Below are 22,513 nucleotides of genomic sequence, written 5' to 3' on the forward strand. Positions count from 1 at the left end.
GATACATTTGCCAAGTCAAAACCAATAAAATTCAAAATGATGAAAAGATTCATTCTCGTAATCATAATGATGATTTCAGCCTTTGGTATTTATTCTTTCAAGAACAATGCCACAGATGCGAAAAAAACAAGTTATGCATCGTTCTATCACGATAAGTTTAATGGTAGAAAAACTGCAAACGGAGAAATTTTTGATAATTCAAAATTCACCGCTGCAAACAGAACGCTTCCTTTTGGGACTAAAATTAGAGTTACCAATTTAAGCAATGGAAAAGAGGTTACAGTGAGAATAAATGATAGAGGACCTTTCCATTCATCAAGAGCTTTGGATATTTCCAGAGCCGCGTTCGATGAAATCGGAAATACCAATCTTGGTACTATTCCGGTGGAATATGAAATTGTCGATTAAATTTATGATTTATTAAATTTTAAAAGCCAACTGATTCAGTTGGCTTTTTTATTTGAACGTTTTTATACGTCTAATTCCAGCAATGCGGGGCAATGATCCGAATGAACGGCTTCTTTTAAAATAACAGCTCTTGACAGCTTGTCCTTTAAAGCATAAGAGGTAAAGTTATAATCTAATCTCCAGCCTTTATTATTTGCTCTTGAATTTTGCCTGTAGCTCCACCATGTGTAATTATCAGGCTCATTATTAAAAAACCTGAAACTGTCTATCAGTTCACATTCTTCGATGAAATTGGTCATCCATTCACGTTCCATAGGTAAAAAGCCGGAAACATTTTTTAAGCGCACAGGATCATGAATATCAATAGCCTGATGGCAAATATTAAAATCACCTGAAATAATAAGGTTAGGAATTTCTTTTTTAAGGATTTTAATATAATTCAGAAAATCATGGCAAAACTGCATTTTAAAGTCTAATCTTTCAATATTAGATGCAGAAGGGACATATACCGAAATTACGGAATAATCATCAAAATCTGCTCTGATAATCCTTCCTTCATTATCATAGCTTTCAATTCCGCAACCATATTCTACATGATTGGGCTGAGTTTTAGAACCTATTCCTACGCCACTATATCCTTTTCTTATAGCAGAATGCCAGTAACTATGATAACCAAGTTTTTGAAGACTGTCGATGTCTATCTGATCGTTTCCAGCCTTACTTTCTTGAATACAAATGATATCCGGATCAGCAGTCTTTAGCCAACCCAAAAAATCTTTTGTAAAAGCTGCCCTGATTCCGTTAACATTATAAGTGATTAATTTCATACAAAAAATAAATTTTTTCAAATGTAGGGAAATTAAAAAGTCGGCCCTGAATTTCAAAACCGACTTTTTATCTTATTATAATAGATTTTATTTTTTAAAAACTACTTTTCCATCTTTTGTAAGTTCAATTTCTTCTCCTTTTCCTCTCAATTCATAGTGATCATTCTTATACCAGATTCCAGATGCGGGCTTTTGGCCCTGTAATTCAATCGTTTCTTTGTTGAATACTACTGTTGCTGTGTTTTTGGTGTTATTGAACGTCATTTCCAGTGTTTTTCCACTACTGTCTGTTGAGGTACTTTTTACAATTTCATCCTTACCGGCTGAAACAGCAGCTGAATCAGATGGTTTTGAAGATATTGTATCTACGGTTGCAGTTGTTGCAGTATCTGCAGGAGTTTTCTCCTTATTACATGAGGTTAAAAACAAAGCTGCTATAGCAGCTGTAGCAAAAATGCTTCTTTTCATAATAGTGTATTTAATTATTGTGTATGTATTAGTATACAAAATAGATGCCTTAAAAAAGGCGGAAAAAATCAATTGATTTTTTCCGCCCTGAACCCAAAATTAATAAACTATGAAAAAACTACTTGGGTTCTAATATACTAATGGGAATAATACATTCTTCTAATGATATTCCTCCGTGTTGATATGTTTCTTTATAATAGTTGACAAAGTGGTTGTAATTCTTTGGATAAGCCAGGAAGATATTGTTTTTTGCAAAGATATACTTAGAGCTCAGGTTTCCTTTGGGTAAAAATAATTTCTCAGGATTGGTAATAGCCCATACATCCCGGTCATCATAAGTTAAACTTTTACCTGTTTTATAACGGATATTAGTGGAAGTTTCTCTGTCACCTACTACTTTGCTTGGCTTTTTCACATATACCGTTCCATGATCAGTAGTAATCACCAATTTATAACCATTTTCAGCAGCAAGTTTAATGATCTTTAAGATGGATGAATTTTCAAACCAGTTATAAGTTAAAGATCTAAAAGTTTTATCATCCCGGATCAATTGGTCTACAATATGATTATCTGTTTTGGCATGAGATAGTATATCAATGAAATTATAAACAATCACCAATAAATCATTATTCTTGTGTTGATTAAAATCATCATAGATCTTTCTCTCGAAATCTGCATTCAATACTTTTAAGTATTTCATTGATTTTGAACCAAGGCCAATTCTTTTCATCTGATCCTCGAGAAAGTCACGTTCAAATTCGTTTTTATTTCCGTCTTCATTATCGTTAAACCATTTATCTGGGAAACGTTTTTCTATTTCAGATGGTAATAAGCCTGCAAAAAATGAATTTCTTGCATACTGAGTAGCTGTTGGAAGAATACTGTAATAATAATCTTCAGACACTTTATTATAATACTTTGTAAATAGAGGTTCAACTACTTTCCATTGATCATATCTTAGATTGTCTATCATAAGAAGAAGAACCTTACTTTTTTCTACCTCAGGTTTTACTTTATCTTTGAAAAGGGTATGGCTCATCGATGGTTTATCGCTTCCGCTTAACCACTCTTCGTAATTATTTTCAATAAACTTTGCAAACTGAATGTTGGCTTCTTCTTTCTGAGATTGTAGAAGATCTGCAAATTCGTTATCAGTTACCTTATCAAATTTAATTTCCCAGTTTAGAATTTTCTTATAATATTCCGCCCATTCCTGATAAGATTTTAAATAAGAAAGTTCCATAGAAAGATTTCTGAATTCCTGCTGGTATTGCAAAATGGTTTTTTGTTCAACCAGATTATCTTCCTGAAGATTTTTTTTCAATGATAAAAGAATCTGATTCGGATTAACAGGCTTCAGTATATAGTCGGCAATCTGTGAACCTATTGCTTCTTCCATAATATGCTCTTCCTCACTTTTAGTAACCATTACTATCTTTAAGGAATTGTCTTTTTCTTTGATCAGAGGAATTGCTTCCAAACCTGAAATCCCGGGCATATTTTCATCGATCAGTGTCAATGCAAATTTCTCAGAATCGATAAGCTCCAGTGCTTCATTCACATTATTAACAGGAGTTACCTGGTAGCCTTTTTTTTCTAAAAATACGATATGAGGTTTGAGTAAATCTATTTCATCATCTATCCATAATATTTTTTCGGACATAATATATATTTTTTACATGGTTATAGTATCAAAAGTGCGACCAATTCATTATAAAATCTGTCAAAATGAACAGATAAAAAGTTAAATTATAGTTAAATGGAAACTCCCTCTACTACTTATCTTGAGGATTACATCTAGCGGCCGGTTTTTAAATACTCCAGGGCTCTTTCCAAAACCTCATCCTTTCCTGCTTTTATCCCTTTTAAAGTTGGTCTGACGATGATGTCAGGAATAATTCCGATTCTCTGTGTTTCCCTTTGATCAGGATAATAGGCACCAAGGCCGCTAAAGCTGGTTTCCAGACCTGCAATTTTAAACCGGATAACATCACCGTTGGCTCCGGAAGTATGACTTCCGATGATTTTTGCTTTAGGATGCTGTTTGAACATCATGGTTGTTGTTTCGGCCTGGCTTTGGGTGTTTTCATCTACCAAAACTACTACATTTCCTTTATAGTATTGATCATTATTTCTTCCGATGCTGTTTTTTCTGATATAAAATAATCCCGGATAGGTCGTTTCCGGAAATGTAAATTCATAGTATATACTTGTTTTAGGCAGAATTAATAGACTTAAAGGTCTTATTGTTTGTTTGGGATAATTTCTAAGATCAAAAATAATAGATTCGGTAGTTTTTAAATTTTGGTACATTTCATCCAGATCTTCTCTTTCAATAATTCCCATGTTGACAATTCCAATCTTTTTTTCCTCATCATAAAATTGCCATTTCCGGGAAGCAATTTTCTTTTCATATACGATATCCTTTAATAGATATGTTTTTGCTTTAAGTGCAATATTTTGTCCTTCTCTTTCTACTTTGACTTCGATACTGTCTGAATTGGAAAATAGAAAAAGATTTTTTACTTTTTTAATTTTTCCCCAGGTATTTGAGGCCGGAATATATTTTGAAAAGCTGTTAACCATTTGAGAGATCGTTTTACCGTTGATATCATAGATAATATCTCCCGGCTTTAAGACAGATTCCTCATTATATTGATTGGAATTGATTTTAGTGACAATAAGTTTCCCTTCTGCGTAAGAGTATTCAACAGGGATTCTCCTTCGTCCATATTGGTTGATACTAATGAGTGGTGAAAATAAAAAAGCATGAGAATCATCAGTCTTTGTTACCAACTCTGCCAATGTTAAATGATAATTGACATCGTTGTCTATCACCAGGAATTTAGGAATCATTTCTGTTAATACATCATCCCACTTCTGATTTGTTTCATATTTATAAGGAAAGAAATATTCCACAAAATTCCAATATCTGAAAAGCTCCAGGAGTGCAATCTTTTTAGAAATGAATTTGGAACCCGTTGAATCATCATTACGGAAAAATATTTTTCTGCCCCCTTTCCCAAAATAATAAGGGGTACCTACATATCTGTTTTCTTCAATAAATTGTAACTTGTTGGTGATACTTTCAATAAATATATTGTTGTCTTTTATCCAGTCCAGATTAAAATTTTTACGAAAATAGACCTTGGTGTTGGTCAGTTTACAGGAATTACACTTTTCAACAGCACCAAGGCTATCAAGCCATTGAGTATACAAGATATTCAGCTGGCTTTTATCTTGAATGCCGTCTAGCTCATCTATCTTTTGGAGCAATTGCTGATCCCAATTGAATGTACCGTTAGCAACATGAGGATGATAGTATTTTAAGAAACCCCATATTCTACATAGAGATTCCAGTTTTTGAACTTCAGAGATGGTTTGAGCGGAAAAGATATTTATACTGATAAACAGTAGTACAACAATTGAAAACGCCCTCATAAATTATTCGTCAATTATAATTTCAAAGATAAAGATCTCTACATTATGGTGGGTTATTCTTGAAATCAAAACCTAAGATTAAATTTCCCTAACTTTGTTAGCTTAATACTTCAGTTTTTCAAATGCAGAATAAGCTAAAAATTATCAACGATCCTGTTCATGGATTTATTAAAATCCCACATGAAATCTTATTTGATGTTATTGAGCATCCTTATTTTCAGAGGTTGAGGAGAATTTCACAGACAGGACTTCTTAATCTTATTTTTCCGGGAGCAACCCACACCAGATTTCATCATGCTATTGGAGCGATGCATCTTATGTTTACTGCTCTTGAAACTTTAAAGCAAAAGGGCGTAAAAATATCTGATGAAGAAGAAAAAGGAGCTATGTTAGCAATTTTAATGCATGATATAGGACATGGGCCATTTTCTCACGCATTGGAAAGCATGCTAATGGATGACTGGCATCATGAAAACCTTTCATTATTATTAATGAACAGGCTTAATGAAAAGTTTGAAGGTCAGCTTACGGTAGCAATTAAAATGTTTCAGGGTAAATATCACAGGAAGTTTTTTAATCAGCTGATTTCATCTCAGTTGGATGTTGACCGTCTGGATTATTTAAAAAGAGATAGCTTTTTCACGGGAGTATCTGAAGGAAACATCAATACACAAAGGATCATTTCTATGATGAATGTTTGTGAAGAGGGAGAATTGGTGATTGATGCCAAAGGAATTTATTCTATTGAAAACTTTTTGACTGCCAGAATGTTTATGTATTGGCAGGTTTATTATCACAAAACATCAGCATTAGCAGAATTTATTTTGGTGAAAATTCTGGAAAGGGCCAAATATCTGGTTTCCCAGGGAATCGATTTGCCTGCCACTGAAAATCTGAAATACTTTTTATATAGAGGAAAAAGTGCCGCAACCAATGAAGATATTGAAAGGTTTACCCAGCTTGATGATAATGACGTAATCCAGGCGATGAAGCTATGGCAGAATTCCGATGACTTTATATTGTCTTACTGGTGCAAAAGTGTGATTAAAAGAGATCTTCCTAAAACCATTATTTCATCACATCCGTTTGATAAAGAATTTGTTGAAGAAAAAATAAAAAATACGAACGAGTTTTTTGGAATTGATAATGGGGAAGAATTAGTTCACGAAATTAAGAGAAAACTTTTGCCATACAATACCAAAATGCAACCCATCTATTTGTTACAGAAAAATGGTGAGAAAATAAGACTCGATGAGTCTGAAGACCAGCTTTTATCGGGATTGATCGTTAATAAGACGACACGATATATTTTAACATTTCCAAGAGATTTTTCCAAAATAAATTCTTAAAGAATATTAAAATTATCGATCCGAAAACTAAAAAATGTTTACGAATTATAGAATTTCTTATCTTTGCAGAATATGGAATTTACAGCTTCGCAAATTGCAAGTTTTATTGACGGGAAAATAATAGGTGACGAAAATGCACTTATTAATGGCGTTTCACCAATTGAAAATGGAGAATCGGGACATCTTTCTTTTATAGCTCAGGACCGGTTTTCTCATTATTTGGATACTTCCAAGTGTTCAGTAATTATTGCTTCAGAAAAACTTCTTGTAAAAGATAGTTATACTCCTACTATTATTGCCGTAAAAGATGCATATCTGTCCTTTCAGGTTCTTATGAATCTGTATCAGGAAATGCAGGGAAAAAAAGAAGGAATCGAAGACGGAGCATCTATTCACGATACTGCTGTAATAGCAGATAAAGTATATATTGGAGCATTTACCTATGTTTCAGAAAAAGCCAAAATCGGAGAGGGAACACAAATCTATCCACAAGTATACATCGGAAAAGGTGTTAAAATTGGAAAGAACTGCAAAATAGATAGCGGAGCGAGGATCTATGATTATTGTGTTATTGGGGATAATTGTGTTATCCATTCCAATACGGTAGTCGGGGGAGATGGATTTGGTTTTCAGCCAACAGCTGAAGGATTTAAAAAAATTCCACAACTTGGAAACGTTATTATTGAAGATGATGTGGAAATTGGGTCAAACTGTAGTATAGACAGGGCTACCATTGGATCTACCATTATTGGAAAAGGAACAAAAATAGATAACCTGATTCAGATTGCGCATAACGTTAAGATTGGTCAGAATAATGTAATTGCAGCCCAGGCCGGAATTGCAGGCTCTACAACGATCGGAGACTGGAACCAGATTGGAGGACAGGTAGGTGTAGTTGGTCATATTAAGATCGGCAATCAGGTGAAAATTCAGGCTCAGAGTGGAGTGAACTCCAGTGTAGGTGATAAAGAAACTTTATACGGTTCACCTGCAATCAGTTATAATGACTATTTGAGAAATTATGTTCATTTCAGGAATTTTACTGAAATCGTAGGAAGAATAAATAATCTTGAGAATACCTCAAAAGATAATACTAATGAGTGATATGCAAAAAACACTTCAGCAAGAGGTAACTCTTTCTGGAATTGGCCTTCATACTGGTAAAGAAGTAAAACTTACCATTAAACCTGCTAAAGAAAATACAGGTTTTGTTTTTGTAAGAACCGATTTAGAGGGGCACCCTCAGGTTGAAGCAGATGTTAACTATGTTGTAGCAACAGAAAGAGGGACAACCTTAGAAAAGCTAGGCGTTAAAATTAACACATGCGAGCATCTTCTTGCAGCTTTAGTAGGCTGCGATGTCGATAACGCTATATTGGAGATGGATGCTTCAGAACCTCCTATTATGGATGGATCTTCAAAGTTTTTTGTTGAAGCTATCGAAAGTGTAGGGGTAGTTGAGCAGGCCATTGCCCGAGAATACCTTGTGGTAAAAGAAGTTCTTAGCTATACAGACCCTGCAACGGGTTCTGAGATTACCATTATTCCATCAGATAACTACGAAATTACAACGATGGTAGATTTTGGAACTAAAGTATTAGGTACCCAAAATGCTACACTTAAAAATATCTCTGAGTTTAAAGAGGAAATTTCATCAGCAAGAACATTCAGTTTCTTACATGAATTGGAAATGCTTTTAGATCATGGTCTTATTAAAGGAGGTGATATTTCTAATGCAATTGTTTACGTTGATAAGGATTTAACTCCGGATACCACAGAAAAACTAAAAAAAGCATTTGGTAAAGACAATGTTTCTATCAGACCAAATGGTATTCTTGATAACCTTACTTTAAATTATCCTAATGAGGCAGCAAGACATAAGTTACTTGATGTAATTGGTGATCTAGCTTTAGCTGGTGTTAAAATAAAAGGTAAAGTTATCGCAAATAAACCAGGACATTTCGTGAATACTCAATTTGCAAAAAAACTGAATCGTCAGTGGAAACTGCAAAAAAAGAAAAATGTGCCTGATTTTGATCTTACAAAAGAACCGGTTTTTGATATTAACGGAATCATGAAACTGATGCCTCACAGACCTCCGTTCTTATTGATCGATAAGGTTCTGGAGCTTTCGGATTCTCACGTAGTAGGTTTGAAAAACGTTACAATGAATGAACCATTCTTTGTTGGGCATTTTCCAAAGGAACCTGTAATGCCGGGGGTTTTGCAAGTAGAAGCTTTAGCTCAGACCGGAGGAATTTTGGTTCTTGCAAGTGTTCCGGATCCTGAAAACTATTCTACTTATTTCATTAAAATGGATAAAGTAAAATTCAAAAGAAAAGTAGTTCCGGGAGATACGATGATTTTCAAAATTGAATTGATAGAGCCGATCAGAAGAGGTATCGTTCATATGCAGGGATACGGATATGTAGGAGATACAGTGGCTGTAGAAGCCGAATTAATGGCTCAAGTTGCAAAAAATAAAGTTGACTAAATGGTTCATCAATTAGCTGCCGTAGATAAACGTGCAAAAATCAGCAAGAACGTAATCGTAGAACCTTTTACTACTATTGCAGGGGACGTGGAAATTGGAGAAGGAAGCTGGATAGGTCCCAATGTTACCATTATGGATGGAGCTAGAATAGGGAAGAATTGCAGGATTTTTCCGGGAACTGTAATTTCTGCGATTCCGCAGGATTTAAAGTTTGATGGTGAAGATACTCAGGTAATTATCGGTGACGAGACTACAATCAGAGAGTGTGTTACCGTAAACAGGGGTACTAAAGCTCTAGGCTATACCAAAATAGGTAAAAACTGTCTGATTATGGCTACTTCTCATATTGCACACGATTGTGTAATTGGAGATCATGTTATCATAGTAAACGGTTGCGGTATTGCCGGTCACGTAGAAATAGGTGACTATACGGTAATGGGAGGACTAAGTGCTGTTCATCAGTTTGGGAAAATAGGAAAACATGTAATGATCTCTGGGGGTACATTGGTAAGAAAAGATATTCCTCCTTACGTAAAAGTTGCGAGAGAACCGATGTCTTATGCAGGGATCAATTCAGTAGGTTTAAGAAGAAGAGGATTCACAAATGAGAAAATTTTTGAGATCCAAAAGATCTACAGAGCTATTTTCCAGATGAAGATGAATGTGTCTCAGGCAATTAGTCATATTGAAAAAGAAATGCTACCAACGGCTGAAAGAGATGAAATCCTTCAGTTTATACAAAACTCTCCAAGAGGTATCGTAAAAGGTTATGGTACTGGAAAAGAGTAACTCATTTAAAAATAAAAAGATAATATAAAAAATTAATGGCAACAAGTAACGATATCAGAAAGGGACTTTGCATTGAATATAGCAATGATATTTTCAAGGTAATTGAATTTCTTCACGTAAAACCAGGAAAAGGACCTGCTTTTGTTAGAACCAAATTAAAATCTGTAACTAATGGAAAAGTAATTGATAATACTTTTTCAGCGGGACATAAAATAGATGAAGTAAAAGTAATTACCAGAAAATTCCAGTATCTTTATGATGATGAGAATGGATTCCACTTCATGAACAATGACGACTTTTCCCAGTTGTATATCAATAAGGAAATGATTGAAAACGCTCAGTTTATGAAGGCTGGTGAAGAAGTTACAATCATCCTGAAAGAAGCTGATGAAACTCCTCTTTCCGCTGAACTTCCACAATCTGTATTTTTAGACGTAATTGAAGCAGATCCGGGAGTAAAAGGGAATACTGCTACGAATGCTCTTAAGAATGCAATCGTTGAAACAGGAGCAAGAGTAATGGTTCCACTGTTTATTGAGCCGGGAGACAAAATCAAAGTAAATACTGAAGACGGTACTTATTTAGAAAGAGTAAAATAACAATATAATCTACATAAATTCGGTCTGCACCTGCAGTCCGAATTTTATTTTATAATAAGATTAATGTATGAGATTCCATTCTCCACAAAAGCTTAAAACAATAGCTGATTTAATTGGGGCAAGATTTATTGGCTCCGAAGATTTTGAAGTGTTGGGAACCAATGAGATCCATAGGGTAACCCCTGGGGATATTGTATTTGTTAACCACCCGAAATATTATGATAAAGCACTGAATTCTGCAGCAACGGTCATTCTTATCGATAAAGAGGTAGAGTGCCCGGAAGGAAAAGCTCTTCTTGTTTCTGAAGATCCGTTCAGGGATTTTAATTTTATCAATACTCATTTTACAAGAATATACAATTTTACAGAAGAATTACATGATGTTGAAATTGGAGAAGGAACCAAAATTCATCCTTCTGCAGTGATTGGCAATAATGTGAAGATAGGGAAGAATACCCACATATTCCCCAATGTTGTGATTGGTGACAGGACCGTGATCGGTGATAATGTTATTATTCAATCCGGAACGGTATTGGGAGGTGATGCATTTTATTACAGAAAGCTGAATGGTAATTTTGATCGTCTTATTTCAGTAGGAAATGTTATTATTGAAAACAATGTTGAAATTGGTAATAATTGTACTATAGACAGAGGTGTTACGGATTCTACGATAATAGGAGAAGGTTCTGTATTAGACAATCTGATTCAGATAGGTCATGATACCATAATTGGTAAAAGATGTTTGATTGCTTCTCAGGTAGGAATAGCAGGATGTTGTATTGTTGAAGATGAGGTCACCATGTGGGGACAGGTTGGAGTTGCATCAGGGATCAGACTGGAGAAAGGAACCATCCTTCTGGCCAAGGTGGGAGTGAACAGAGACCTGACTAAAGGAACCTATTTTGGAATGATTGCAGAAGAATTTCGTGAGTATTTGAAGAAAGAGGTAAAGCTGAGAAATCTCAAATAAACAATTCTTTTGGATTAGTCTAAAATCAAAGAAATTTAAGTAAATTTGTGAGCATTAATAAAATAGTAAATAAATTAAAAACAACAATAAAATGTCAATTTTAGTAAACAAAGATTCTAAAGTAATTGTACAAGGATTTACAGGAAACGAAGGTACTTTCCATGCTGGTCAGATGATTGAATACGGAACCAACGTAGTAGGTGGTGTTACTCCGGGAAAGGGAGGAAGCGAGCACTTAGGAAAGCCTGTATTTAATACGGTTGCTGATGCTGTTCAAAAAGCTGGAGCTAACGTAAGTATTATTTTCGTACCACCTGCATTTGCTGCTGATGCTATTATGGAAGCTGCTGAAGCTGGAATTAAAGTTATCGTATGTATTACTGAAGGAATTCCTGTAGCGGATATGGTAAAAGTAAAATCTTACATCGCAGACAGAGACTGTAGATTGATCGGTCCGAACTGCCCTGGGATTATTACTTCAGAAGAAGCTAAAATTGGTATTATGCCAGGTTTCGTTTTCAAGAAAGGTAAAGTAGGTATCGTTTCTAAATCTGGTACTCTTACTTACGAAGCTGCTGACCAGGTTGTAAGAGCTGGTTTTGGTATTTCAACAGCTATCGGTATTGGTGGAGATCCAATTATTGGAACTACGACAAGAGAAGCGTTGGAGTTGTTTATCAATGACCCTGAAACAGAAGCAGTAGTGATGATTGGTGAAATTGGTGGTGGACTTGAAGCTGAAGCTGCAAGATGGTACAAAGCAAGTGGTTCTACTAAACCTGTAGTAGGTTTTATTGCAGGACAAACGGCACCTAAAGGAAGAACAATGGGACATGCTGGTGCTATTGTAGGTGGAGCTGAAGATACTGCTCAGGCTAAAATGGAAATCATGAGAGAAAATGGAATTAACGTTGTAGATTCTCCTGCTGACATTGGCGTTACTGTAGCTAAAGTGCTAGGATAAACCATAAAACAAAACAATATGAAAAAACTTTTATTAACCTCTGCCCTGGCTTTCTCTACTTTGTCTTTTGCTCAGATTAATTTCAGCGGGACAAGATTCGGTATCACGGCAGGAGGAAACTATTCCCGGGTGCAAAATGCGCACAACCCTTCCGGCCCCCGATACGCAGTACAGGCAGGAGCCTTAGCTTTGATTCCTGTTGGAAAGGGAAATCAATTCTATATCCAACCTGAAGTTTTGTACTACGGTGCAGGGGAAACAGGAAAAGATAAAGATGTTAAAGGAAGAGACGGATATGATGCGGTATATGCCAATAACTATCTAAGTGTACCTATCTATTTCAAAGGATATTTTTCAGAGGCAGAATCTGAATTTTTTGGAATGATAGGCCCACGATTTAATTTTTTGCTAAATCAAAATGTTAAAAATGTTCCTGTAAGCAGACCATACTATGATCCGGATGTAACAGATCCAAAAAATCCGGGAGTAAGTGGCAAAGCAAACAGTTTTAATTTTGGACTGGGTGTAGGGGTAGGATATAGCTATAAGAGACAACTCGAACTAGCTTTAAAATACGATTTTGGATTTTCAAATACCTATCCTGATCTGGGAAAAGAACCTGGCGGAACTAGCAAAAGTAAATCAGAACAAGTTCTTAGTGTTAGTTTAAGTTATATATTTAACTAAGATAACACTTGCAATAAAAAAACTAATCCCGGAACGATGTTCCGGGATTAGTTTTTTTATACTGTATAGAGCTAATTTCTGATCCATTTCCAAAGTTCCTTAAGAGTAGCTTTATTTCCATACATTAAAATACCGACTCTATAAATTTTACCGGCTAAAAAGATCATGAAAATTGTTGTGGCTACCAACAGTGCTATCGACAGTGCAATTTGCCATGCAGGAACCCCAAAAGGAATCCTGGCAATCATAGCGACCGGAGATGTGAAAGGAATCATGGAAAGCCAGAATCCCAACGGGCCGTCCGGATTATTCATTAAAGAAAAGCTGCCGTACATGCCTAATGTTAATGGTAATATAGCGAATAAAGTAAACTGTTGTGTTTCTGTTTCATTGTCAACTGCAGAACCAATAGCAGCATATACAGAACTGTAAAAGATATATCCGAGAAGGAAAAAGACAATAAATACAAAAATGATCAAAGGGAAATTAAGTTCTAGCAGGCTGTGGGAAACTTGTGTGGCAATTTGTGTCACATCCAGTTTACTTGCCATTCCTTCTGTTCCTCCTGGGATATTTTTCTGAATAGATGAAAATCCTGTATTTAGTACCAGGGCTCCGATAACAGACATGGTGATCCATATGATAAACTGAGTCAAAGCAACCATTGTTACGCCCAAGATCTTACCCATCATCAGCTCGAAAGGCTTTACAGATGAAATTATAATTTCCACCACTCTGTTATTCTTTTCCTCAAGCACACTTCTCATCACCCTTACTCCATAGATAATAATGAACATGAAAGTTACGTACATCAAAACCATACTTAGTCCCGATTTTACCCCGAAAGTAAGGTCAGAATCCTCTTTATTATCTTCAGAAACATTAATTGTTTTTAAAGAGAAGCTTTTATCAAGATTATTGAGCTGGGTTTCCGCAATCCCCAATTCTTTGATTTTTTCCTTTTTAATGACATTTGAAATATCTGAAACGATACGTTGCTTAGTATCAAAACCTATTTTGCTGTTGATGACAAGCCTTGTGTTTTTTTCAAGATCATCAAAATTATGATTATTCAGTTCAGGTAGAATAAGGATTCCATCCAAAGATTCATTTCCTTTTAATGTACTGATTTTCGATTTTTCTTCTGCAACAGGAACAAAAATATAATTGAGTTTGGAATCTGATGGTAGCTGATCCTTGAATAAGCCACTTCGGTCTACTACTTCAATGACGTTATGTGATTCATTGGCTTTAAACATCAGTCCAATAATTGCTCCAAAAGCAATGATCATAAGAGGAGCAAGTAAAGTTAATATAATGAAGGATTTCTTCTTGACCTGTGTAAGGAATTCCCTTTTGGTTATTAAAAAAATATTATTCATAAAATTAAGAATGATGGCCTACAGCGTTAATAAATACTTCATTCATGCTCGGAATTCTTTCGTCAAATGATCTGACTTTTCCCACATGTACCAAATCTAAAAGGATGTTGTTCTGATCACTTTCGTTTTTCAGATCAAAAGAAATAAGATCATTTTCATTTGAGAAATTAAACACCTCATATTTCTGTTTGAATGTCTCAAAATTTGAATCATTTACAGCCGAAAGGGTAATACCGAAGATGTTCTTTTTGAATTTTTCCCTAACGTCGAAAACTCTGCCATCCAAAACTTTTTTCGAATTGTCGATTAGTGCTACATAGTCGCACATCTCTTCTACACTTTCCATTCTGTGGGTTGAAAGAATGATGGTAGTTCCATTATTTTTAAGATCAATAATCTGATCCTTTATTAAATTTGCATTTACGGGGTCAAAACCTGAAAAGGGCTCATCGAGAATAAGTAAATGTGGTCTGTGTAATACCGTAACCACAAACTGGATTTTTTGTGCCATCCCTTTCGAAAGCTCGGAAAGCTTTTTCTTCCACCACTGATCAATATTAAGTTTTTCAAACCATTTCTTTGCTTCACTGAGAGCATCATTTTTGCTCATTCCTTTTAGTTCTGCGAAGTAAAGAATCTGATCTCCTACACTCATATTTTTATACAAACCTCTTTCTTCAGGCATGTAACCGATATTTTTGATGTGATCGGGATTTAACTTCTCTCCATTGATGAATATAGTTCCGGAGTCTGCCTGGGTAATTTGATTGATGATACGGATAAATGATGTTTTTCCCGCTCCATTTGGGCCTAAAAGACCATAGATGCTCCCTTTTGGGACATGTATGCTAAAATCATCCAATGCGGTTTTTTTTCCGGCATTGTAGGTTTTAGTAATATGTTCAGCTTTTAGCATTAAATTGTTTTTTTACTATTAGTATAAAAATGTCCCGAAAGTTACGGAATAATTAAAAGGACTACTAACGTAAAAGAAAAAATCCTGATGATTATCAGGATTTAATTTATTGTTTTACGATCTGGGTAACTTTTTGAGTGTTGTCACTTAAAATGTAACGGATCAAATATTTACCGGGTTTTAATTTTTCAATATTAATTTCTCCCGAATTCATATTAACCGCATAAGTAGCAACCTGTGTACCAAGAATAGAATAGAATGTAACATTTTTAACCTTCAAAGAAGGGTCTTTTGCTCGAATAATGAGGAAATCTTTCGCAGGATTAGGGTAAGCAATAAAAACTCCATCATCAGATTTTTGTGAGATGGAACCAGGCTCCCTGAGTTGTGCATTTAGATTGCTGGAAAATCCAACAAAAGTGCCTGCGAAAAGAAATAAAAGTAAAAGTTTTTTCATCAAAATATAATTTCTCAAGTATTTATAAAACAAAAATATAAAAAATCTACCACTCTCCAACATATTTTTTCATTTAACTTGTAGTAAATTTGCATAAACTTATTCAAAAAGTATTCCAAAATGATACATTCAAGAAACAGAAGGCTACGAGTAAATGAATCAATGAGAAGTTTGGTAAGGGAAAATGTACTTACAACTCATGATTTCGTAATGCCTATCTTCGTAATGGAGGGTGAAAACAAGCAGGAACCAATTGCATCAATGCCGGGAATATTCAGGCGGAGTATCGATCTTACAGTTAAAGAGTGTAAAGAACTGTTTTCTTTGGGGGTAAAATCTGTCAACCTGTATATGAAGGTGTCAGATCATTTAAAAGGTAATACGGGAAAAGAAGCTTGGAACAAAAACGGATTAATGCAGAACACCATTAAAGCCATAAAAGATGCTCTTCCCGAAATGATCGTTATGCCTGATGTAGCGCTGGATCCTTATTCTATTTATGGACATGACGGAATAATCGAAAACGGAAAAATTGTAAATGATGCAACTGTAGATGCACTGGCAAGAATGTCTGTATCTCATGCAGAAGCCGGGGCAGACATTGTCGCACCAAGTGATATGATGGATGGCAGAGTATTAGGGATTCGTGAAGCCTTAGAAGAAAGTGGATTTACAGATGTAGGAATTTTAAGTTATTCCGCAAAATACGCAAGTTCTTTTTATGGACCTTTCAGAAGTGCTCTGGATAGTGCTCCAAAAGATAATATGGAAATTCCAAAAGATAAAAAGACTTATCAGATGGATTTTCATAATTCCAGGGAAGCTTTAAATGAAGTATTTAAAGATATTGATGAAGGAGCGGATATCATTATGATTAAACCGGGGCTTCCTTATCTTGATATTGTTTCTAAAGTTCGCGAAGCAATTGATCTTCCGATTGCTGTGTACAATGTAAGTGGAGAATATGCAATGGTAAAAGCGGCTGCCCAAAACGGCTGGCTAGATAATGATAAAACGATCATTGAGAGCTTAACATGTTTTAAAAGAGCTGGTGCAGATATGATCTTCACTTATTTTGCAAAGGAAGCAGCAATGCTTTTAAATAAATAGTTTTAAAACAGATAAATAAAAAACACCTCTATATAGAGGTGTTTTTTATTTATCCGAAACAGGCATTGTAATGAGGTTTTCCCGGAACTATAGGGTCTTTACCTCCATTGTCATAAACGCAGATATTACTTGGGCATAAAAACCAACCTGATGGGCAGTTGCCATTTGCATCGGGTGGTCTTATATTTCCACCGTTGATGGTTTTTAGATTTTTTTTCGTTAATTTTTTCATGATAATATTTATTTTTTTAGATAAACTAAATATAGTTAAAATTTATCACATTATATTGAAATCTTTACCTTTTGTAAATTTAGCAGCAAAGGGAGCCTGGTTACCTATATATTTTAGAACAAAATGTTTCTTAGTATCCGTATCTAACTTTGATTCCACTTCAACGTCCTGCGTTTGAAAGCTTACATCAAGAACAGTTGAAGATTCTTTTTCTAAATAAATCTCAACGCTTTCGGCATAAAATAAAGAAGTACTCAAATAATTAAACTTGATATTTTTTCTGTACGTCTTTGTTTTATCCTGGGTAAATGCTGAATAGTTTTTTAAGATTTCAATTCCCGGAGAATCAATGTTGGTGATTCTTGATTTTGTTACTCCATTGACACGGACAGAAAAGTTTTTAGCATTTTTTATATTTCCGTTAACTCCGATATTAAAAAGAGAAGGCAGCGAAAGGCCGTATTCGATCATGCTGTCTTTGGTAAATTCAAAATCAGGAATCAGAGCGGGATGTTTCGGAGCATTAATCAACTGATTTTTTATAGTAGTCAGATTCTCTCCTGAAAACAGATACCCAATAAGATTATTGCTGGTTGTTCTCCAGTTTCTGCCATTCCATTCAAAAATTTCACAAAGTAAGGTGTCTGTGGATGAATGGGGAAGGAGATCCATATCCTGCCATTTAAAAACTTCCTTAGCATAAGGTCTACGGTCAACCAGGTTGATTCCTAAATCTAATGCAAGGAGTTCTGTTAATTCTTTGTTATTTTCCATTAAAATTAATTTGCTGTTGGTTCAGTAAATGTATCAAATTCGTTAGAATATCTGATGCCTGGATTTACAGCCAGCCTTTTTTACCATATACATAAGTGTCATCAAACTGTTTGTCACTCATAAACAGGTACAATATACCTTCAATGAAAGGAATGATAGAAGCTGCCCCAAAAGTAACAAGGTTTAAAACAATCTGAATAATACCTTCTTTAGTATAGCCAAGATAAAATTTATTCAGGGCAAGCCATCCTACAAGTATACCTAGTATTGCAGCCGGGATCTTTTTTTCAGATCGGTATGGTACTTGGGCCTGCTGATCCCGGGTATTTTCTGTTTTTGTATAACCGTAATTTTCCATTTTAGTATTTTTTATGATAAAGTGAATTGTTTTTAACATAAGTCGAAGAAAAATATGAGTAGTTACAAAATCATAACTTAAAACAAATTTATATCTTTGCGACTATGATTTTACGAGGAGAAAACTTAATCAAAGAATACGGTCCAAAAAAAGTTGTAAAAGGCGTTTCTGTACAAGTCCAGCAGGGAGAAATTGTTGGTTTGCTAGGTCCTAATGGAGCAGGTAAAACCACTTCATTTTATATGATCGTGGGATTGGTTAAGCCGACATCCGGTAAAATTTTCCTGGATAAACAGGAAATAACAACTGATGCGATGTATCGCAGAGCACAAAAAGGAATTGGTTATCTTGCTCAGGAGGCCTCTGTCTTCAGAAAACTTTCTGTTGAGGAAAATATTATGGGAGTTTTACAGCTTACCAATCTCTCCAAGCGTGAACAGCAAATCAAATGTGATGAGCTGATCGAAGAATTTTCATTGCAGCATGTTCGTAAAAACAGAGGAGATCTTCTTTCCGGAGGAGAAAGACGTAGGACTGAAATTGCGCGCTGTCTTGCTACCAGCCCGAACTTTATCCTTCTGGATGAACCTTTTGCAGGTGTAGACCCCATTGCAGTAGAAGATATACAGAAAATTGTAAGAAGTCTTGTCGATAAAAATATCGGAATTTTAATCACCGACCATAATGTTCAGCAGACTCTCGCTATTACTAATAAAACATACATCATGTTTGAAGGCAGGATCCTGAAAGAAGGTCTTCCGGAGGACCTGGCAAATGATCCGCAAGTAAGGGAAGCTTATCTGGGTGAAAATTTTGTGTATCAGAGTATCCTGGATAAGCCTAAAAAGAAGAAATACGCATACAATATCTGGGCAGGGAATTTTGATTCGAAATCACAGCTTCAGAGTTTTGTTGATAATCAGTTTTCAGAATTTGATGATTTAAGGTTGATGTATGGATTTGAGGATATTAGTTTTGCATCGTTGGCAAATTCAGAGATAGAGCACATCTTCAATGATGTGGTTGATAAAAATGCAAATAATTCATTTGTATTCCAGCGCAAAGAAATTACCTCCCAATATTCTCTGGAACAGGCGGAAGCGGAATCAAAAGAAGCAAGTAAACCCGAGCTTCATTACCTTACAACATATCTTTACGAAGGCTAAGTTTTAATTACTGGTATGCTGGCTCGCAAAAATGATATCCCAATTATTAAAAACAAGGTCAGATAAATAATGCTTGTTCATACTATCGATAAATGCCTGATAGGCTATGTCTAAAAATGATTTTAGCTGACAGTTATAAGATATAAATATGCAAGATTTACTTTGGCAGTTGATAATCGGACTATCATCCTGTTCAAGTAGGTGAATAAGATCGCCAAGCCCTGTCGTACGGGCCTTATCAGAAATAATGATTCCACCATTTTTTCCTCTTTTGGTATTAACAAATCCTTTCTGGGATAAAAACTGAACCACTTTAATAAGGTGATTGCGAAGAATATTCAACTTTTCTGATAATTCGTCCAATGAGCAGGACTGAGCCTTATCTTTTTTATTTAAATAGATTAAAACGCGCAAACTATAATCAGTAAAGTGGTTCAATTTCATTAATTGCTAATTTAAATGAAGGAGCTGAGGTCCGAATTCTTCGTAAAAAATATTTTCTCCGGCAATTCCTAATTGCATCAAAGAATTGTACTGCACTTTAATAAATGCTTCGGGACCACAAATATAATACTTTGCATTGTCAATAAGAATTTCTTCTTTCACTTCATGGAGGTTAATTCTTCCTTCATGTATTGCCTGGTCAGCTTCTTTATTTTTATTTTCATAAAAGATGTGGGTGGTGAGCCATTCATTATTTTGTTCTAAATAGTCAATATGATCTTTGAAGGAATGAACTGTTTGATCCCGGCAACTATGCAACCATACAACAGGGTTACGATTGTTATTTTCATTTGTTTCCAGCATACTTAAAAGGGGAGTAATTCCAATCCCTCCACTTATAAGCACTAAAGGGTATTCCGATAAAGGATTAATGTGAAAGATTCCCGCGGGTGCACTCACTTCTATTTCATCTCCAGCTAACTTAGAATGCATGATATGGGATACAATACCATCCGGATTAAATTGATTTTTCTCTTTTTTTACAGATATCCTGTAATATTTAGGAGTGAAGGCCGATGATAGACTATATTGTCTTGGTTGCTCATATCCCAGTGATGGAATATATGTTTTTACAGATATGAATTGACCGGGAAGGTATTCTGCAATTGGCTGCCCATCTTTAGGCTTAAGATAAAAGGATTTAACCTCCATGCTTTCCTCTACGATTTTACTGATGATGAATGTTCTCCAACCTTTCCATCCCCCATTTTTGTTTAGGTTAGAACAATATATTTCGTCTTCGATAGAAATCATTATTTGGGCAAGTTCATGATAGGCTTGCGTCCAAGCTTCCAATAATTCGTCAGTAGCCGCTTTTCCTAAAACTTCTTTTATCGATGAGATCAGATGAAGTCCTACAATATTATATTGTTCCGGTTTTATATTAAGGCTGACGTGCTTATTGCCTATAGATCTTAAAATATTAATAAGTAAAGTTGGATTTTCAATATGTTCAGCATAGGCAAGCACTGCTCCGGCTAGTGCGTGTTGTTGCTTGCCACTTGCCTGATGACTCATGTTAAAAAGATTTTTGAGCTCAGGATTATGGTTGAACATTCTGTTGTAAAAATATTGAGTGAGATCTGCACCGTTTGATTTTAAAACCGCAACGGTTGACTTTACTAAGGCTTTTTGTTTATTATTCATCTTGTCGTTTTTTAATGATAAAACAAATGTACTATAAATATTTAATTGTTGTATTTAAAATACAACAATTAAAATATGATATTTTACATACCTAGGAGAAAGGGTGGAAATTTTTTAAAGTACATTATTACTCTCCAAGAAAGAATAATAGCTAATTTTTAATATAGAATAAATTTTAAATTGATATTTTTCGTATTTTATATGAAAAGCACTTTTAAATTGTTTTAAAGGCCTGGTTTTTGTATTTAATTGTGTTAAAATGATAAAATAAATCATTAAATTTCATTATTAATAAAAAATACAAATATGTCATTACAAGAAAAATTACAAAAACTAGCCAATGAAAGAAATGAACCTTGTGTAAGTATTTCATTGAATACCCACAGAACATTTCCTGAAAACCAACAAGACGAAATCATTTTAAAAAACCTCATCAAAGAAGCAGAAAACCGTGTTATTGATGAGTACGGAAAAAGACCTGCCGCAGGAGTTTTGGAAAAGCTGGATCATATTGCAGGGAAAATTGACCATCAGTACAATCTGGATAGTTTGCATATTTTTTTGTCGAACGAGACAGAAGAAATTATAAAATCTACATGGGCTTCAAGAGGAAATGTAACAGAAGTAGAGGAGAAGTTTGCTGTAAGGCCTCTGATCAAGGCTGCAGTAAGAGCTCAGGAATATCTCATCTTAGTTTTAACGCAAAGCGGTACCAAGCTGTACGAAGCATTAAATGATTCTATTGTCGGGGAAGTCCGAGAGGAAGGGTTTCCATTTCCCCAGAATCCCTTTTATATTACCCATTCAGATGTGAGAAGCGATTCCAAACAGGTAGATAATCAGATCAAAGAATATTTTAACAGGGTTGATAAATCCATTGTTGAAATTTACAAAAAATCAAATTTAAACGTAGTTGTTATTAGTACTGCAGATAATTATAGTAAACTTCTTGAAGTTGCTGATATTCCTAAGATCTATATTGGGCATGATAATAAAAATTATGTATCTGCTGATGAGCATCACATTGTAGAGCAGGCTTATGAAATTATTAAGGCTAAACAAAAAGAAAGTCGTGCATTGGCTATTGAGGAAGTTAAAGAGGCGGTGTCTCATGGAACAGTTCTTACGGATCTTCAGGAAATTTACCAGGCCGCTTTGGACGGAAGGGGTGATCTGCTGATCGTCCATCAGGATTATGAACAGCCGGTAAAAATGATTGATGAACGTACATTTGAGTACGTTGACGATTCTAAAGAACAGGGAGTTGTTGATGATATTGTTTCCATGATCGCATGGGAAGTATTTTCGAAGAAAGGACGTGTTCACTTTACCCAGCAGGATGAGCTTTTAGAACTAGGAAAGATCGTTTTGAAAACCCGATATTAAAGAGAAATTTTTATAGCAAAAGAATGAGCCGGCTTTTATGCTGGCTTTTTTTATAGATTGTTTTAAAAAAGCTTTAATTTTACTAA

23 protein-coding genes and 1 pseudogene are annotated in these 22,513 nt (G+C 35.0%); 12 read left to right on the forward strand and 12 right to left on the reverse strand.

Going from position 1 to position 22,513, the window contains the following annotated elements:
- Positions 1-36: 36 nt before the first annotated feature.
- Entirely contained in the window at positions 37-408 is a 372-nt protein-coding gene (locus tag AAEU33_RS09670; RefSeq protein ID WP_172279995.1) for a septal ring lytic transglycosylase RlpA family protein, read from the forward strand.
- Between the two features lie 62 nt (positions 409-470).
- On the opposite strand, the gene AAEU33_RS09675 is transcribed toward AAEU33_RS09670, so the two are convergent.
- The 4 genes from AAEU33_RS09675 to AAEU33_RS09690 form a co-directional block, all read right to left on the reverse strand.
- Entirely contained in the window at positions 471-1,235 is a 765-nt protein-coding gene (locus tag AAEU33_RS09675) for an exodeoxyribonuclease III (protein WP_345992334.1), read from the reverse strand.
- Positions 1,236-1,322: 87 nt separating this feature from the next.
- Entirely contained in the window at positions 1,323-1,703 is a 381-nt protein-coding gene (locus AAEU33_RS09680) for an MliC family protein (protein WP_172279991.1), read from the reverse strand.
- 118 nt (positions 1,704-1,821) lie between these two features.
- Complete coding sequence (locus AAEU33_RS09685; protein WP_345992336.1) at positions 1,822-3,366, reverse strand: bifunctional response regulator/alkaline phosphatase family protein; 1,545 nt, start codon at positions 3,364-3,366, stop codon at positions 1,822-1,824.
- Between the two features lie 134 nt (positions 3,367-3,500).
- A complete protein-coding gene (locus tag AAEU33_RS09690; RefSeq protein ID WP_345992337.1) occupies positions 3,501-5,144 on the reverse strand; it encodes a S41 family peptidase in 1,644 nt (547 codons plus the stop codon).
- A gap of 122 nt (positions 5,145-5,266) precedes the next feature.
- Between AAEU33_RS09690 and AAEU33_RS09695 the strand changes: the two genes are divergently transcribed.
- The 8 genes from AAEU33_RS09695 (at position 5,267) to AAEU33_RS09730 (ending at position 12,996) form a co-directional block, all read left to right on the forward strand.
- Positions 5,267-6,493: an HD domain-containing protein gene (locus tag AAEU33_RS09695; protein ID WP_345992339.1), complete on the forward strand. Its 1,227-nt coding sequence runs from the start codon at positions 5,267-5,269 to the stop codon at positions 6,491-6,493.
- A 72-nt stretch (positions 6,494-6,565) separates the two neighbouring features.
- The gene (lpxD, locus tag AAEU33_RS09700) at positions 6,566-7,597 is read left to right on the forward strand and encodes a UDP-3-O-(3-hydroxymyristoyl)glucosamine N-acyltransferase (RefSeq protein WP_172279983.1); all 1,032 of its coding nucleotides are present in this window, start codon (positions 6,566-6,568) and stop codon (positions 7,595-7,597) included.
- Positions 7,590-8,987, forward strand: coding sequence for a bifunctional UDP-3-O-[3-hydroxymyristoyl] N-acetylglucosamine deacetylase/3-hydroxyacyl-ACP dehydratase (locus tag AAEU33_RS09705; protein WP_172279981.1), 1,398 nt, complete (start codon positions 7,590-7,592; stop codon positions 8,985-8,987). The genes lpxD and AAEU33_RS09705 overlap by 8 nt, the downstream gene beginning before the upstream one ends.
- Positions 8,988-9,776 carry an acyl-ACP--UDP-N-acetylglucosamine O-acyltransferase gene (lpxA, locus tag AAEU33_RS09710; RefSeq protein WP_172279979.1) on the forward strand — a complete coding sequence of 263 codons (789 nt, stop codon included), beginning with the start codon at positions 8,988-8,990 and terminating at the stop codon, positions 9,774-9,776.
- 35 nt (positions 9,777-9,811) lie between these two features.
- The gene (efp, locus tag AAEU33_RS09715) at positions 9,812-10,375 is read left to right on the forward strand and encodes an elongation factor P (protein WP_172279977.1); all 564 of its coding nucleotides are present in this window, start codon (positions 9,812-9,814) and stop codon (positions 10,373-10,375) included.
- Positions 10,376-10,442: 67 nt separating this feature from the next.
- Positions 10,443-11,345 carry an LpxD N-terminal domain-containing protein gene (locus AAEU33_RS09720; RefSeq protein WP_345992341.1) on the forward strand — a complete coding sequence of 301 codons (903 nt, stop codon included), beginning with the start codon at positions 10,443-10,445 and terminating at the stop codon, positions 11,343-11,345.
- Between the two features lie 91 nt (positions 11,346-11,436).
- Positions 11,437-12,309 (forward strand): succinate--CoA ligase subunit alpha, encoded by an 873-nt coding sequence (gene sucD / locus AAEU33_RS09725; protein WP_273649044.1) that lies wholly within the window; start codon positions 11,437-11,439, stop codon positions 12,307-12,309.
- An 18-nt stretch (positions 12,310-12,327) separates the two neighbouring features.
- Complete coding sequence (locus AAEU33_RS09730) at positions 12,328-12,996, forward strand: porin family protein (RefSeq protein ID WP_345992343.1); 669 nt, start codon at positions 12,328-12,330, stop codon at positions 12,994-12,996.
- Between the two features lie 71 nt (positions 12,997-13,067).
- Here the strand turns inward: AAEU33_RS09730 and AAEU33_RS09735 are convergent, their stop codons facing one another.
- The 3 genes from AAEU33_RS09735 to AAEU33_RS09745 form a co-directional block, all read right to left on the reverse strand.
- Positions 13,068-14,378: an ABC transporter permease gene (locus tag AAEU33_RS09735; RefSeq protein WP_345992345.1), complete on the reverse strand. Its 1,311-nt coding sequence runs from the start codon at positions 14,376-14,378 to the stop codon at positions 13,068-13,070.
- 4 nt (positions 14,379-14,382) lie between these two features.
- Complete coding sequence (locus tag AAEU33_RS09740) at positions 14,383-15,294, reverse strand: ATP-binding cassette domain-containing protein (RefSeq protein ID WP_273649040.1); 912 nt, start codon at positions 15,292-15,294, stop codon at positions 14,383-14,385.
- 106 nt (positions 15,295-15,400) lie between these two features.
- Positions 15,401-15,751 carry a T9SS type A sorting domain-containing protein gene (locus AAEU33_RS09745; RefSeq protein WP_172279965.1) on the reverse strand — a complete coding sequence of 117 codons (351 nt, stop codon included), beginning with the start codon at positions 15,749-15,751 and terminating at the stop codon, positions 15,401-15,403.
- Positions 15,752-15,871: 120 nt separating this feature from the next.
- Here AAEU33_RS09745 and hemB point away from each other — a divergent pair, with 120 nt between their 5' ends.
- A complete protein-coding gene (gene hemB / locus AAEU33_RS09750; protein WP_345992347.1) occupies positions 15,872-16,861 on the forward strand; it encodes a porphobilinogen synthase in 990 nt (329 codons plus the stop codon).
- 49 nt (positions 16,862-16,910) lie between these two features.
- Here hemB and AAEU33_RS09755 read toward each other — a convergent pair whose 3' ends face one another.
- The 3 genes from AAEU33_RS09755 to AAEU33_RS09765 all read right to left on the reverse strand — a co-directional run bounded on the left by AAEU33_RS09755 (position 16,911) and on the right by AAEU33_RS09765 (position 18,225).
- Complete coding sequence (locus AAEU33_RS09755; RefSeq protein ID WP_172279961.1) at positions 16,911-17,093, reverse strand: bacteriocin; 183 nt, start codon at positions 17,091-17,093, stop codon at positions 16,911-16,913.
- Positions 17,094-17,138: 45 nt separating this feature from the next.
- On the reverse strand, positions 17,139-17,867 hold the full coding sequence (locus tag AAEU33_RS09760; protein ID WP_172279959.1) for a hypothetical protein: 729 nt from the start codon (positions 17,865-17,867) through the stop codon (positions 17,139-17,141).
- Between the two features lie 64 nt (positions 17,868-17,931).
- Positions 17,932-18,225 carry a TM2 domain-containing protein gene (locus AAEU33_RS09765; protein WP_345992349.1) on the reverse strand — a complete coding sequence of 98 codons (294 nt, stop codon included), beginning with the start codon at positions 18,223-18,225 and terminating at the stop codon, positions 17,932-17,934.
- A 104-nt stretch (positions 18,226-18,329) separates the two neighbouring features.
- Here AAEU33_RS09765 and lptB point away from each other — a divergent pair.
- Positions 18,330-19,055, forward strand: a pseudogene (gene lptB / locus AAEU33_RS09770) (LPS export ABC transporter ATP-binding protein); the annotation flags it as partial.
- A 339-nt stretch (positions 19,056-19,394) separates the two neighbouring features.
- On the opposite strand, the gene AAEU33_RS09775 reads toward lptB, so the two are convergent.
- Positions 19,395-19,835 carry an Rrf2 family transcriptional regulator gene (locus AAEU33_RS09775; RefSeq protein ID WP_345992351.1) on the reverse strand — a complete coding sequence of 147 codons (441 nt, stop codon included), beginning with the start codon at positions 19,833-19,835 and terminating at the stop codon, positions 19,395-19,397.
- A 6-nt stretch (positions 19,836-19,841) separates the two neighbouring features.
- The gene (hmpA, locus tag AAEU33_RS09780; protein WP_345992353.1) at positions 19,842-21,041 is read right to left on the reverse strand and encodes an NO-inducible flavohemoprotein; all 1,200 of its coding nucleotides are present in this window, start codon (positions 21,039-21,041) and stop codon (positions 19,842-19,844) included.
- A gap of 306 nt (positions 21,042-21,347) precedes the next feature.
- Between hmpA and AAEU33_RS09785 the strand changes: the two genes are divergently transcribed.
- Positions 21,348-22,427 carry a hypothetical protein gene (locus AAEU33_RS09785; protein ID WP_345992355.1) on the forward strand — a complete coding sequence of 360 codons (1,080 nt, stop codon included), beginning with the start codon at positions 21,348-21,350 and terminating at the stop codon, positions 22,425-22,427.
- Positions 22,428-22,513: the final 86 nt, after the last annotated feature.

Origin of the sequence: Chryseobacterium sp. Chry.R1, from assembly GCF_039645525.1 — a bacterium.
In the GTDB taxonomy this organism is placed as follows: domain Bacteria; phylum Bacteroidota; class Bacteroidia; order Flavobacteriales; family Weeksellaceae; genus Chryseobacterium; species Chryseobacterium proteolyticum.